We start from the raw sequence: 12,968 nt of genomic DNA, 5'->3' as shown, positions 1-12,968 counted from the left end.
CGGGGAGGAGGTGAGGCGGATGCGCGAACGGACTGCGCGGGCGCCTCGTGTGCCGGCCCGTGTGGCGTGGCCGATCCTCCAGCGCCGTGAGGAAGACCGGGCCGTGTCGGTGGTCGCCGAGCACCGCTGGAGCGTCGCGCTCGTCGGTGCGCCCGGGCTCGGCAAGAGCTCCGCGGCCGGCCGGGTGACCGACCGGGTCGCCGGACGGGACCGCTCCGGCCGGACCCTCGTCGTGCCGATCACCGCGGTGGCCGCGGGCCGTTCCATGCCGTTCGGTGCCGTCGCCGAGCGGTTCGGCGAGCTGCCGGCGTCCCTCGCCGAGCTCGTCGGTGCGGGCGGTGCCGAGCAGCACCTCCGCGCCGCCGCAGACCTGGCCGACCGTGAGGTCCTGCTCCGCGTGGACGACGCCGACCACCTCGACGCGATCTCCGCCCGGTACGTCGCGTGGCTCGTGCGGGAGCAGGACGCGCGACTGGTGCTCACCTGCCGGGACTTCTCGGCACTCCCCGAGCCGCTGCGCGCGCTGTGGCAGGACGACCTCCTCGAACGGATCGACCTCGAACCCCTCGACCTGCACGAGACCTCGTCGCTCATCGCCGAGGCCCTCGGTGCCCAGCTCGAGACGGCGTCGGCGGAGCGGGTGCACCGGGCGACGTCGGGCAACCCGCTGTACCTGCGCGAGGTCGTCCGGGCGGCGCTGACCTCCGGTGCCCTCGAGCAGACGGCGTCGGGCTGGTACTGGCGTGGCCGGGTCACCGCGTCGAACAGCCTGGCGGACATGTACCGGACGGAACTCGGCGCGCTGCCGGAGGACCTCCGCGACGTCGTCGACATCGTCGCCCTCGCCGACCCGATCCCGCTGGCGACGCTGATCGGCCTGGTGAGCGGCGGGGACGTCGATCGGGTGGTGGCGCTCGGGTTGGTCCGCATCGACACGCTCGAGGACGGCGCCGCCGTGGTCCGACCGTCGCACCCGCTCGTCGGCGAGGTGGTGCGCGGTCTCGTCCCCGTCGCCCGGCGCACGGCGCTGTTCGCCCGGGCGAACGCCTTCCGGACCGACCGGCCCGAGGGCGCCCCGCCCGCCGCCCGCCTCCGTGCCGCCCTCTGGTCGTTGGAGTGCGGCGTGCTGCCGTCCGTGGACCAGCTGCTCGACGCAGCCCAGGTCGCCGTGCGCCTCCAGGAGCACGAGAGCGCCGTCGCGCTCGCCTCGGCCGCGCTCCGCACCACTCTGACGGCCACCGAGCGGGTCGCGGCGCACTGCCTGCGGTCCCTCGCGCACTCGTACAGCACCGGGCGCGAGGCCGGCCGGGTCGACGCCGAGGCCGCGTGGGCGGTGGCCCGGGCGAACCCGGACGAGGTCGACGACCGCGCGGTCATCGAGGCCTGCGAGACGCTCGCGAACATCCGGCAGTTCCACGACGACGACACCCTGGCGGCGGTGGCCCTGACGGACGTCGCGACGCGGTTCGTCTCCGGTGCGGCCGTCGAACGGCTCCGGCTGCTGCGGCTCGCGCACCTCGGCTGGGGCGGTCGCTTCGACGAGGTCCGCGCCGAACTCGACCGGTCCGGCATGGTGCACGCCCCCACGGTCCCGCTCGGGTTCCTCTGCCTGGCGCCGTGTGCGGTGATGGCCCTCGCGACCGCCGGGCGGCTCGACGACGCCGTGGCCTTCGGGCAGGCGTGCCTGGCGACCGCCGTGGAGCACCTCGAGGAGGCACCGTGGAGCGTCGGCGAGATCGTGTCGGTCATGCACCAGGTGCAGGTCTGGCGGGGTGACATCACCGACCTCATCACCGAGGTGCCGGTCCGTCGCTCCAGCCCGTACCTGAAGTACGACTTCACGCTGGAGTTGATCGGCGACGGCAACCTCGCGATCGCGCAGCGACGATGGGACGACGCCGTCACCGCGTTCTCGGCGGCCTGCGAGCGGTACGACGTCGCGGACCACGGCGGGTTCGCGGCCTACCCGTGGGCCCGCCTCGCCCTGTCGTACGCGTACGCGGAACGCACCGAGGAGGCGACGGCCGCACTCGAGCGCGCACGGTCGACCCCGCTCCGGGCGATGCGGATCATCGGCGAGCAGGTCGCGGTGTCGATCGCGTGGACGGAGGCACTGCTCGGCAACCCGGCCGGGCTCCGGCACGCGGACGACATCATCGAGCGCGCGTCGACCGCCGGCTCGTGGACCCACGTCATGTACGCGCAGACGCTGCACTACGCGCACGACCTGCAGAACGGACGGGACGCCGCTGCGTCGCTCGACCGGATGCGCGCCGCAGCGGCACGTGTGGACGGGCCGCTCGCCGGCGCGATCGTCGAGTACGCCGATGCGATCCGGGCGGACGACCGCACGCGGATCATCGCGGCGCAGGGCGTCCTCGCCTCGCACGGCATGGCGGTCAGCGCGGGCCGCTCGAAGCCGCACTTGACGAACCGGGAGTACGAGGTCGCGAAGCTCGCCTCGGAGGGGCTGAGCAACCGGCGCATCGCCGAGACGCTCGGACTGAGCGTGCGGACGATCGACGCACACCTGTCGCGGGTGTTCACCAAGTGGGATCTGCACGCTCGGGCGGAGCTCGCCGAACTCCTCTGACGTGCCCGTCGGGGCAGTCCCTGACGACCCGCCGAGACGCAAGAACGCATCCGGAACTCGCAGGTTCGTTGCGGAATGCAGCACGACTCGCCGGAACGGTTGACACGGTGTGACGGAAGTCGCGTACCTTGGACCCTGTCGCCGGGTTCGGACCCGTTCGGGTCGGGTCCGAATCCCGGCGACTTCCACGGTACGCAGCCGGTCGGTGTCGTCACATCAGTAGGTGCTACCTAATTCGATTAGGGACGCTAGGTACTTGCGTACGCATGGGCCGGGAGGCCCGTGGCGGGCCCGCACCGTGCCTCCAGTCCGGTGGTCTGCGCCGTCCTCGTGCCGGTGGTCCGGATAGCCTCAGCCGCCTCAGCCGTCCAACCGGACCGGCAGGAACGCCGTCAGGTCCGCGCGCGACCCGGACGCGCTCACGCGCGACTGCGCGACGGCCTCGTCCCACAGCAGCTCGCCGGTGGCGAGCGCCAACCACGTCGACGCGTCGGTCTCCACGACGTTCGGCGGGGTGCCACGGGTGTGTCGAGGACCGGGCACGGCCTGGACCGCGGCGAACGGCGGGACGCGCACCTCGACGCTGTTGCCCGGCACGTCCTCCGCGAGCCGCTGCAGGGACCACCGGACCGCGGTCGCCAGGGTCGGTCGGGCCGTGGCCCCCTGCTGCACGGCCGTGAGTGCGACGCGGCCCTCGGCGTCCTCGATCCTCCTGGGTGGCATGTCCACAGGCTAGTCGTCGCATCGCAACGGGCTCCTCCGGCTGGGTAGGGTGATCGGGTGCGAATCCTCGTCCTCGGTTCCGGTGCCCGCGAGCACGCGATCATCACGGCCCTGCTCGCTGAACGAGCCGGTCACGTCATCACGGCCGCGCCCGGCAACGCCGGCATCGCCGCCGACGTCGAGACGGTGTCCCTCGACCCGACGAACGGGGCCCTCGTCGCCGAGTACGCGATCGAGAACGGCATCGAGCTCGTGGTCGTCGGGCCCGAGGCACCGCTCATCGCCGGCGTCGCCGACCCCGTCCGCACCCGGGGCATCCCGGTGTTCGGCCCGGGCAAGGCCGCCGCGCAGCTCGAGGGCTCGAAGGCGTTCGCCAAGCGGATCATGGCCGAAGCGGGCGTGCCCACCGGTCGCCCGGTGTACGCCGGCACCGCGGACGAGGCCGTCGCCGCGATCGACGAACTCGGCGCCCCCTACGTCGTGAAGGCCGACGGACTCGCCGCCGGCAAGGGCGTCCTGGTGACCGAGGACCGGCAGGCGGCGATCGACCACGCCACCTACTGGCTCCAGCACGGCCACGTCGTGGTGGAGGAGTTCCTCGACGGCGAAGAGGTCTCGCTGTTCTTCCTGAGCGACGGGCACGACGTCCGCCCGCTCAGCCCCGCGCAGGACTACAAGCGCCTCGCCGACGGTGACGCCGGACCGAACACCGGCGGCATGGGTGCCTACTCGCCGCTGCCGTGGCTCGCCGACCGCTGGGAGTCCGAGCGCGCCTTCGTCGACGAGGTCACCGACCTCGTCGCACTCCCCACCGTCCGCCGGCTCGAGCACGAGGGCACCCCCTTCGTCGGCCTGCTGTACTGCGGCCTCATCGTCACCGAGCAGGGCGTGCGGGTCATCGAGTTCAACGCCCGCTTCGGTGACCCGGAGACGCAGGTCGTCCTCCCCCGGCTCGCGACGCCGCTGAGCAGCCTGATGCTCGCGGCGGCGACCGGGCAGCTCGGCTCCGCCCCCGAGCCGTCGTTCCGTCCGGACGCGGCGGTCACCGTCGTGCTCGCGAGCGAGGGCTACCCGGAGAACCCGCAGACCGGTCGCCCCGTCACCGGCATCGACGCCGCGAACGCCCGCGACGGCGTCTCCGTCGCGCACGCCGCCACCGGGGTCCTGGACGGCCAGCTCGTCGCCACCGGCGGCCGGGTGCTGAGCGTCGTCGCGACCGGCAGCACCTTCGCCGAGGCCCGGGAGCGCGCGTACGCCGGCGTGGGCGACATCACGCTCGCCGGCGCGCAGTTCCGCACCGACATCGCCGCGAAGGTCGCCCGGTGAACGGCGTACCGGAGCTCGACGGCTGGACGCACGTCTCGTCCGGCAAGGTCCGCGAGCTCTACGTCCCCGCCGGCACCGCCGACGTCGCGAGCGCCACGGAGCTGCTCCTCGTCGCGTCCGATCGGGTGAGCGCCTACGACTTCGCCCTCGAACCGCCCATCCCGGGCAAGGGCGAACTGCTCACCCGGCTGTCCCGGTTCTGGTTCACCCGGCTGGCCGACGTCCCGAACCACCTCATCGCGCCGTCCGCCGGCGGGACCCCCGTGCCCGCGTCGGTCGCGTCGCGGTCCATGCACGTGATGCCGCTCGAGATGTTCCCCGTCGAGTGCGTCGTCCGCGGGTACCTCGTGGGCAGCGGCTGGGCCGAGTACCAGGAGTCCGGCAGCGTCTGCGGCGTCCCCCTGCCCGCGGGCCTGTCGAACGGCGACCGGTTGCCGGAACCGATCTACACGCCGGCGTACAAGGCGCCGCAGGGCGAGCACGACGAGAACATCTCCTACGAGCAGACGGTCGACCTCGTGGGCTCGGACGTCGCGTCGCAGCTCCGGGACCTGTCGCTCCGGGTGTACTCCGAGGCGGCAGCGATCGCCCTGGAACGCAGCGTGGTCATCGCCGACACGAAGTTCGAGTTCGGGCGCGATGCCTCCGGGCAGGTCCGGATCGCGGACGAAGTGCTGACGAGCGACTCCAGCCGCTACTGGGACGCCCGCTCGGGGAACCGGACGGAGTCCTTCGACAAGCAGATCGTGCGGGACTGGCTCAGCGCGAACTGGGACCGGCAGGGCACCCCGCCGGTACTGCCGGAGTCGATCGTCACGCGGACGGCCGAACGCTACCGCGAGCTCATCGACCGCCTCGGCGCGTAGTCGCCGCGCTCAGTCGCGCGCGACGAGGACGACGGTCAGGTCGTCCCCCGGGTCGTGCGCGACCGCGCGTGCCCGGACCCGTCCGAGGAACGTGTCGACGTCCGGGGTGTCCCGCCACGCACCGCCGAGGATCGACAGCGCGGCGAGCGTGGAGTCGAACAGCTCGAGCGCACCGTCGCTGACGAGCACGAGGGCGTCCCCGGGCTCCAGGTCGAGCGTGCCGGTCACGCGTGCGGCCCCGACCGGGTGCAGCCCGATCGGCAGGTCGAACGAGCGCAGGATCGTCTCGGTGCCGTCGGCGTGCAGGTGGATCGCGAGGCCGTGCCCGGCGTCGGTGAACTCCATCCGCCCGGTGGCCGGGGTGAGCCGCCCGTGGAACATCGTCGCGAAGGACTCGGCGCGGGACAGGTCCGGTCCGACCTGCGCTTCGAGCGCTGCCACGGCGTCCCCGGTCGAGGACGTCCCGCGCGCGAGCAGCGCGCCGCGGATCGTGGCGGCGAGCAGCCCGGCGGACATCCCCTTGCCCATCACGTCGGCGATGGTGAGGACGAGCGAGGAACCGTCGAGGTGCCAGTCGTGGAAGTCCCCCGACACGATCCCGTGCGGGTGCGACATCCCACCGACCCGGTACCCGGGGACGTCGACCGCGGACGGTTCGAGTCCGGCGAGCACCGAACGGAGCCGGTCCTCGTCGGCGCCGGCGGCGAGCTCGCGCTCCGCCCAGACGCCGAGCTCCTGCAGCAGCGCCAGGTCGTCGGGCTCGAGGGTCCGGGGCTGCGGGTCGATGAGGCAGAGCGTGCCGATCTTGACGTCGTCCTCCCCGGCGCGCAGCGGGACGCCCGCGTAGAAGCGGACGTTCGGGTCGTCGACGACCATCGGCATGTCCGCGTACCGGACGTCGGCGCGGGCGTCGGGGACCACCACGGGCCCCTCCACCGCGAGCGTCCGGCCGCAGAACGTGTCCTGCAACGGGATCGTCGGGCCGAACGCCGTGTCGCTCTGCTGCGACTTGATGAAGACATCCGTCTCGCGGGCGAGGTTGAGGAAGGAACCGCTCACGCCGAAGGCCTCACGCGCGATGCGGGTGATCCGTTCGAACCGTTCCTCGGTGCCACCGTCGACGACGTCGAGCGCGGCGAGCAGGGCGGCCCGACGGACGGCATCCGACGCGGTGCGGTCGGAGACGTCGGCGTCGAGGTGCATGCACCCACGGTAACGCGCCTACCGGACAGCGCAGTGTCCCCAGTACGGAGGACGCGTGACAGATGTCATGCCCGGATCGTGACGTCCGACAGAGGGACGACCGCCCCGCCGGCACGAGGGTGGACGACATGAACGACACACCGGTCATCCAGCTCCGCGGGCTCCGCAAGCGCTTCGGCGCCGTGTCCGCGGTCGACGGCGTCGACCTGACGATCCGTCCGGGCGAGGTCGTCGCCCTCCTCGGCCCGAACGGCGCCGGCAAGACCACCACGGTCGACCTCGCGCTCGGCCTCGCGACGCCGACGGACGGCGAGGCGCTGCTCTTCGGCGGTGAACCACGCGCCGCGGTGGTCACCGGACGGGTCGGCGCGATGCTCCAGGGCGGCGCGCTCCTGCCGGACATGACGGTCCGCGCCGCGGTCGCGCTGGTCGCCGCGGCACACCGCCGTCCGATGCCGGTCGACGAGGCACTTCGCCGTGCACGCTGCACCGAGATCGCCGGACGCCGGGTCGACAAGCTCTCCGGCGGGCAGCTGCAGCGTGCGCGCTTCGCGGTCGCCGTCGTCTCGGACCCGGACCTGCTCGTGCTCGACGAGCCGACCGCTGCGATGGACGTCGAGGCGCGGCACACCTTCTGGTCGTCGATGCGCGAGTTCACCGACGCGGGCCGCACGGTCGTCTTCGCGACGCACCACCTCGACGAGGCCGACACCTTCGCCGACCGCATCGTCATCATGCGCGCCGGTCGGGTCGTCGCCGACGGCACGCCGGCCGCGATCAAGGCGATCACCGCCACGCGTGCGGTGCGGTTCTCCGGGGTGGGTACCGACGCGCACGTCGCGTTGCGCGGGCTGCCCGGCGTGGTCGGCCTGGAGGCTCGTCACGGCACCGTCACGCTCCGCTCGGACCGCAGCGACGACACGCTCCGGGCCCTGCTCGCGTCGTTCCCGGAAGCGAGCGACATCCAGGTGGTCGCCTCGACCATGGACGACGCCTTCCTGGCCCTCACCGCCGACACGGCCGCCACCACAGCCACCGCGCACACCGCTCCCGAAGGAGTCCTCGCATGACCACCGTCACCACCTCCGGACGGCTGCCGATCCGGTACGTCTGGCTCGAGACGAAGCGGCAGCTCCGCAACGTCCGGGCGATGGTCTTCACCTTCGCGATCCCGGTCGTCATGCTGCTCGTGTTCGGCTCGGCGTTCGGCGGCCAGACCGACCCGACGACGCACCTGCAGTACCTCGTCGTGACGACCCTGCAGATGGCGTCGTACGGCGCGATGATGGCCGCACTCAGCCAGGCGTTCGCGATCGTCAACGAGCGGTCGATCGGCTGGAACCGACAACTCCGCGTGACGCCGCTGTCCGGGTGGGGGTTCATGGTGTCGAAGCTGATCGCCGCGATGGCCTTCTCCGCCGTGTCGATCGTCATCACCGTGCTCGTGGCGACCGTCGGGCTGCACGCCTCGCTCGACCCGGGACACTGGGTTGCAGCCGGGTTCGGCATCTGGTTCGGGGTCGTCCCCTTCGCGCTCATCGCGATCCTGATCGGTCAGTTCGCGAAGCCGTCCTTCGCACAGCCGCTCTTCATGGTGGTGTTCATGGGCCTGGCGATCCTCGGCGGACTCTGGGTCCCGCTGTCGGTGATGCCGGCCTGGATGGGAAGCGTCGCGCACCTGCTGCCCTCGTACTGGCTGAACCGCATCGGCCAGATGGGCGCCGGCGCCACCGGCACCTCGGGCATGGCCGAACCGGCGATGGTCCTCGCCGGCTGGGCCGTCGTGCTCGCCGCGGTCATCGTGTGGCGCTACCGCCGCGACGCCGCACGACAGTGACCGACGGTCCTACGCTGGCACCGATGTCCGAGGTGACCAGCACGACCCAGGCGCGGGGCGCGGCGGACGCGTCCCGCGCCTCCCGGCCGGCCCCGCGTTCGTTCCCGTGGGCCGTCCCGCCGGGCGCGAGCGACGACGACATCCGCATCGGGCGTCGCCGCTGGTACACCGGCGCGGTCTTCGCGTTGCTCTGGCAGGTCCTCGAGCTCATCGCGGTGTGGAGCGACGGACGGAGCCTGCGGGCGCACGTGCTCTCGACGATCGCCCTCGCCGTCGTCTACGCGGCGTACCTGTTCGCGCCGGAGCTGATGTGGCGGCGGAGCCTGCGCGGCCGCGTCGTCGTCCTGGCCGGCGTCGCACTGCTGGCCGGCTCGCTGCTGTTCGTCGTCGGACCGCTCGCGGTCTGGACCTGGTTGCTCGTCGCCGCGCTGTCCGGGTTCGTCGCCGAACGGTTCTGGGTGGCCGGCGCGGTCGTCCTCGCGATCCTCGGCGCGCAGTTCCTCGTCGCCGCGAGCACCGGGTGGGACACCGCGGTGAACAGCGGCATCCTGTTCGCCCCCGTCATCACCGTCTCCGTCGGGGCCTCGATGCTCTTCTTCGGACGCCAGCGCGAAGCAGAGCAGCGACTCGGCGTCGCACAGGACGAGATCACCCGGCTCGCCGTCGTCGAGGAGCGCGCCCGGTTCTCCCGCGACCTGCACGACGTGCTCGGCCACTCCCTCACCGTCGTGGCGATGAAGTCCGAGCTCGCGGCACGCCTGGTGGACGTCGACCCGGCGCGGGCGAAGACCGAGATGCAGGACGTCGAACGGCTCTCCCGCGAAGCCCTGCAGGGGCTCCGGCGCGCGGTCAGTGGGTACCGCGAGGCAGACCTCGACGCCGAACTCGTGTCGGTGCGGGCGGCGCTCGACGCCGCGGGGATCGACGCGGTGCTCCCGGACGACGGCGACGCCGCGGCCGACGACGTCCGCAGCCTGTTCGCCTGGGTCCTGCGCGAGGGCGTCACGAACGTGGTCCGCCACGCAGCTGCCAGTCGGGTGCGGGTCACCCTGACCCGGACGGCGTTGACGATCGAGGACGACGGGACGGGCCTGCTCGACCCTGCAGCCGCGTCGGCCACCCCGGGCAACGGGCTCCGCGGACTCCGGGAGCGCGCGGACGCCGTCGGTGCCACGCTGTCGACCGGCACGAGTGACCTCGGCGGCTTCCTGCTGCGGGTCGAGAGGAAGCGACGATGACCGAGACGATCCGCGTGCTGCTCGCCGACGACCAGGCACTCGTCCGGGGCGCCCTGGCATCCCTGCTCGCACTCGAGCCCGACATCGAGGTCGTCGCCCAGGTGGCCCGCGGCGACGAGGTGCTCGACGCCGCGCGGTCGTCCGGTGCCACCGTCGCCCTGCTCGACGTCGAGATGCCCGGCGCCGACGGGTTGACCGCGGCCGCGGGACTCGCACGCGCACTGCCCTCGTGCCGATCGCTCATCGTGACGACGTTCGGCCGGCCCGGGTACCTCCGCCGCGCGCTCGAGGCCGGGGCCGCGGGGTTCGTCGTGAAGGACACCCCCGCCGAGCAACTCGCCGACGCCGTCCGCCGGGTCGCCGGTGGGTTCCGGGTCGTCGACCCCGTGCTCGCCGCGGAGTCCCTCGCTGCCGGGCCGTCACCGCTCACCCCGCGGGAGACCGACGTCCTCATCGCCTTCCGGACGGCGCCGACCGTGGCCGGGGTGGCCGGCTCGCTGCACCTGTCCGAGGGCACCGTCCGGAACCACCTGTCCTCGGCGATCGGCAAGACCGCCGCCCGCAACGCCACCGAGGCGCTCCGGGTCGCTGCGGACAACGGCTGGTTGATCGGGACGGCGTAGCCTTGATCGTGTGCTCCGTCGTGTGGTCCCCGTGTTCGTCCTCGGCGCCGCCGTGGTCCTGACCCTCGCCGGCTGCGGCGCCCACGACTCCACCGGGCAGCTCTCCGTCACGGTGTCGTCGAACGCCGCGGACCACCCCTACGAGGTGAAGGTGTTCACGGCGACCACCGGCAAGCTCTCCGAGCACCAGCGGGTGTTCCCCGGCGGCACCGCGAACTTCGCCGGGGTCCCGCTCGGCGACGTCACCGTCCGCGCGAACGAGCTCTGCCCGCAGCGGACGACGGTCGCCGGCGACCAGGTCGCGTCCGTCACGCTGACCACGACGGGCTGCTGAACGCGCTGCGGCGTCAGCCCGCCGCTCGACCGGACCGCCGCAGCGACTCGCTCGGGGTCTCGCCGAACCGCCGACGGTAGGCCGCCGCGAAGCGCCCCAGGTGGGCGAACCGCCACCGCCGCGCGACGTCCCCGACCGTGACGATCCCGGTCCGCCGAGCCGTGAGCTCGAGGTGGACGCGGTCGAGTCGGACCTCCCGCAGGTACTGCATCGGGGTGACCGCGAGGCGTCGGCGGAACAGGTCCTGCAGTCCGCGTTCGCTGAGGTCGGCACCGGCCGCGATGTCCGCGACCTCGAGCTCGTCGGCGGCGTGCTCGTGCACGTAGTGGATCGCGCGCCGGAGCCGGTGCTCGACGTCGGACCGCGACCGGGTGAACGTGGAGCGGACGACGGTCGCGACCCGGCGGTTCAGGCCCGCACGCTCCTCCGGGCCCAGGGTCGGGTCGAGGATCCGGTCGGCGACCTCGCGCAGCAGCGTCAGCAGGGGCTGCACCCCGGGATCGGACGGCTCCGGCTGCACGAACTCGGCGAGCCCCTCGTCGTCCCCGAGCACCGACGGCGCGAGGTGCAGGAGCGTCATCGCGGTCGCATCGGTGTCGAACGCGTACGCCACCGGCGCGGAGAGCATCATCGGCCGTCCGGGCCCGACCTCCCACGTGCTGCCGTCGTCGGCCGTGAGCGTGGCGTGCCCGTTCGCGAGCACGAACACGACGTGGTCCGGCCGCGGACCGATCGTGCCCGACTGCGGACCGCCGGTGTGGATCCTCCGGAGTGAGACGTCGTCGTCGCCCCCGGTGACGTAGTCGAACGCGGCATCGGATTCGGGCACGGCGTCCTCCGATCGTCGACGTCCACGGACCTCCGAACGCTATCGCGAGACTCGGCTCGGACGACAGATCTCGCGCCGATCACCGCGCGACGTGTCGCTCAGCCCGAGACTCGCGCGCGCGGGCCGGCGCGCGGCACGCCGCAGCGTGCGGCTCAGCCGCGGTCGGGGACCCCGTCCCACTCGTCGCCGTACCGGGACAGCACCGTCCACCGGGACACCGGCCACGTCGTGAGGAACGCCCGCCCGACCACGTCCGACTCCGGCACCGTGCCGTGCACCCGCGAGTCGGCCGACTCGTACCGGTTGTCGCCCATCACCCAGAGCTGCCCCTTCGGCACCGTGACCGAGAAGTCCTGCAGCGACACCCGGTCGGAGCCCGCCTGCAGCACCACGTACGGCTCGTCGACCGCGTGCCCGTTCACCGACAGCCGTCCCTGCGCGTCGCAGCACGACACCCGGTCGCCCGGCAACCCGATCACCCGTTTGATGAGGTCGTCGCCCTGCCCCGGACCGAGCCAGCCGCCCGGGTCCTGGAACACGACGACGTCGCCGCGCCGCAGCGGCACGACCCCGGGGACGAGCTCGTTGACGATGACCCGGTCGCCGATGAGGAGCGTGTTCTCCATCGACGCCGAGGGGATGTAAAAGGACCGGACGAGGTACGCCTTCACCAGGAAGGACGCCAGCAACGCGACGACCACGATGACCACCAGGTCACGGAGGAACTTCCAACCCGGTCGCTTCCGGGGCTCGGCGCCCGGCGACGGGACCGTCGGCTCGCTCAATGTGTCAGCACCACCTTCACGAACCCGATCACGAAGGCGATCGCGGCGAGCACGATGCCGCCCCAGAGTCCGAGGAACGTCGGACGCTTCCCGCTGAACCGCTGCATGAAGACGCCGACCATGCCGATGCGGACGGCGAGGATGACGAGCGCCGCGGTCTGTGCCCACTGCGCCGGGAACCAGCCGATCCACGCGGCGGCGTACAGCACGGCGGGGATGAGCCCGGAGGTCGCGATCGGGTTGGCGTTCCGCACGATCGTCGCGACCGATTCGCGTCGGGCGTCCTCCGACTCGGCGTCGTCACCGCCGAACCCGTGCGCCACGAGGTGCGAGAGCACGTGCGCCAGGTACGTGAGCACCGCCGTCGCGAGCACCGCCCAGACCGCGGAGCCGTGGTGGATCGCGTCCGGATCGACGGCGATCGCCGCCGCGAGCACGGTGATGTTGCCGTAGATGTACGACGACATGCGGTCGCGCATCTGCTCGACCGGGAAGTCGGCGGGATCCGGACGTCCGCCGCGGCCGCGTCGCCGGTCGGTCAGTCGTCGTGTGCGTGGCATCCCTCCATCTTGGCCCCGACCCGGCGCGCTCCGCCGACAGGGGACCGAGTG

Annotated in this window: 13 protein-coding genes; 8 read left to right on the top strand and 5 right to left on the bottom strand. The window is 72.8% G+C overall.

Translation table 11 applies throughout. From position 1 onward, the window contains the following. Positions 1-19 precede the first annotated feature (19 nt). Positions 20-2,593, top strand: coding sequence for a helix-turn-helix transcriptional regulator (locus tag ACRQ4B_RS05765; RefSeq protein WP_439693735.1), 2,574 nt, complete (start codon positions 20-22; stop codon positions 2,591-2,593). Between the two features lie 360 nt (positions 2,594-2,953). Here the strand turns inward: ACRQ4B_RS05765 and ACRQ4B_RS05760 are convergent, their stop codons facing one another. Continuing rightward, positions 2,954-3,316, bottom strand: coding sequence for a sterol carrier family protein (locus tag ACRQ4B_RS05760; protein ID WP_439693734.1), 363 nt, complete (start codon positions 3,314-3,316; stop codon positions 2,954-2,956). Positions 3,317-3,373: 57 nt separating this feature from the next. On the opposite strand from ACRQ4B_RS05760, the gene purD reads away from it, so the two are divergent. Both purD and ACRQ4B_RS05750 read left to right on the top strand, forming a co-directional pair. Then, complete coding sequence (gene purD, locus ACRQ4B_RS05755; RefSeq protein ID WP_439693733.1) at positions 3,374-4,642, top strand: phosphoribosylamine--glycine ligase; 1,269 nt, start codon at positions 3,374-3,376, stop codon at positions 4,640-4,642. Further along, complete coding sequence (locus tag ACRQ4B_RS05750; protein WP_439693732.1) at positions 4,639-5,508, top strand: phosphoribosylaminoimidazolesuccinocarboxamide synthase; 870 nt, start codon at positions 4,639-4,641, stop codon at positions 5,506-5,508. Before purD ends, ACRQ4B_RS05750 begins: the two co-directional genes overlap by 4 nt. Before the next feature lie 9 nt (positions 5,509-5,517). Here the strand turns inward: ACRQ4B_RS05750 and ACRQ4B_RS05745 are convergent, their stop codons facing one another. Continuing rightward, positions 5,518-6,711, bottom strand: coding sequence for a PP2C family protein-serine/threonine phosphatase (locus tag ACRQ4B_RS05745; protein ID WP_439693731.1), 1,194 nt, complete (start codon positions 6,709-6,711; stop codon positions 5,518-5,520). A 128-nt stretch (positions 6,712-6,839) separates the two neighbouring features. Here ACRQ4B_RS05745 and ACRQ4B_RS05740 point away from each other — a divergent pair, with 128 nt between their 5' ends. The 5 genes from ACRQ4B_RS05740 to ACRQ4B_RS05720 are packed head-to-tail and all read left to right on the top strand — an operon-like array spanning position 6,840 to position 10,743. Further along, complete coding sequence (locus ACRQ4B_RS05740) at positions 6,840-7,781, top strand: ABC transporter ATP-binding protein (RefSeq protein WP_439693730.1); 942 nt, start codon at positions 6,840-6,842, stop codon at positions 7,779-7,781. After that, a complete protein-coding gene (locus tag ACRQ4B_RS05735) occupies positions 7,778-8,548 on the top strand; it encodes an ABC transporter permease (protein ID WP_439693729.1) in 771 nt (256 codons plus the stop codon). Before ACRQ4B_RS05740 ends, ACRQ4B_RS05735 begins: the two co-directional genes overlap by 4 nt. 23 nt (positions 8,549-8,571) lie before the next feature. Next, positions 8,572-9,786, top strand: a complete 1,215-nt coding sequence (locus tag ACRQ4B_RS05730; protein WP_439693728.1) for a sensor histidine kinase — start codon at positions 8,572-8,574, stop codon at positions 9,784-9,786. Beyond that, positions 9,783-10,409, top strand: coding sequence for a response regulator (locus tag ACRQ4B_RS05725; protein ID WP_439693727.1), 627 nt, complete (start codon positions 9,783-9,785; stop codon positions 10,407-10,409). Before ACRQ4B_RS05730 ends, ACRQ4B_RS05725 begins: the two co-directional genes overlap by 4 nt. Positions 10,410-10,419: 10 nt before the next feature. Further along, a complete protein-coding gene (locus ACRQ4B_RS05720; protein ID WP_439693726.1) occupies positions 10,420-10,743 on the top strand; it encodes a hypothetical protein in 324 nt (107 codons plus the stop codon). Between the two features lie 13 nt (positions 10,744-10,756). Here the strand turns inward: ACRQ4B_RS05720 and ACRQ4B_RS05715 are convergent, their stop codons facing one another. From ACRQ4B_RS05715 to ACRQ4B_RS05705, 3 genes are all read right to left on the bottom strand, one after another. Continuing rightward, positions 10,757-11,572, bottom strand: a complete 816-nt coding sequence (locus ACRQ4B_RS05715) for a helix-turn-helix transcriptional regulator (protein ID WP_439693725.1) — start codon at positions 11,570-11,572, stop codon at positions 10,757-10,759. Positions 11,573-11,724: 152 nt separating this feature from the next. Further along, on the bottom strand, positions 11,725-12,357 hold the full coding sequence (gene lepB, locus ACRQ4B_RS05710) for a signal peptidase I (protein WP_439693724.1): 633 nt from the start codon (positions 12,355-12,357) through the stop codon (positions 11,725-11,727). Then, positions 12,354-12,917 (bottom strand): hypothetical protein, encoded by a 564-nt coding sequence (locus ACRQ4B_RS05705; RefSeq protein ID WP_439693723.1) that lies wholly within the window; start codon positions 12,915-12,917, stop codon positions 12,354-12,356. Before ACRQ4B_RS05705 ends, lepB begins: the two co-directional genes overlap by 4 nt. Positions 12,918-12,968 lie beyond the last annotated feature (51 nt).

The sequence above is a fragment of the Curtobacterium sp. SP.BCo genome (assembly GCF_051903265.1).
GTDB lineage: Bacteria > Actinomycetota > Actinomycetes > Actinomycetales > Microbacteriaceae > Curtobacterium.
This window is presented reverse-complemented; position numbering and strand designations above follow the sequence as displayed.

Excerpts from the sequence above, each read along its gene's own strand:
- ACRQ4B_RS05740 (WP_439693730.1), top strand. The coding sequence starts at position 6,840 with ATGAACGACACACCGGTCATCCAGCTCCGCGGGCTCCGCAAGCGCTTC.
- ACRQ4B_RS05745 (WP_439693731.1), bottom strand. The coding sequence starts at position 6,711 with ATGCACCTCGACGCCGACGTCTCCGACCGCACCGCGTCGGATGCCGTC.
- ACRQ4B_RS05705 (WP_439693723.1), bottom strand. The coding sequence starts at position 12,917 with ATGCCACGCACACGACGACTGACCGACCGGCGACGCGGCCGCGGCGGA.
- ACRQ4B_RS05760 (WP_439693734.1), bottom strand. The coding sequence starts at position 3,316 with ATGCCACCCAGGAGGATCGAGGACGCCGAGGGCCGCGTCGCACTCACG.
- ACRQ4B_RS05735 (WP_439693729.1), top strand. The coding sequence starts at position 7,778 with ATGACCACCGTCACCACCTCCGGACGGCTGCCGATCCGGTACGTCTGG.
- ACRQ4B_RS05765 (WP_439693735.1), top strand. The coding sequence starts at position 20 with ATGCGCGAACGGACTGCGCGGGCGCCTCGTGTGCCGGCCCGTGTGGCG.
- ACRQ4B_RS05730 (WP_439693728.1), top strand. The coding sequence starts at position 8,572 with ATGTCCGAGGTGACCAGCACGACCCAGGCGCGGGGCGCGGCGGACGCG.
- ACRQ4B_RS05725 (WP_439693727.1), top strand. The coding sequence starts at position 9,783 with ATGACCGAGACGATCCGCGTGCTGCTCGCCGACGACCAGGCACTCGTC.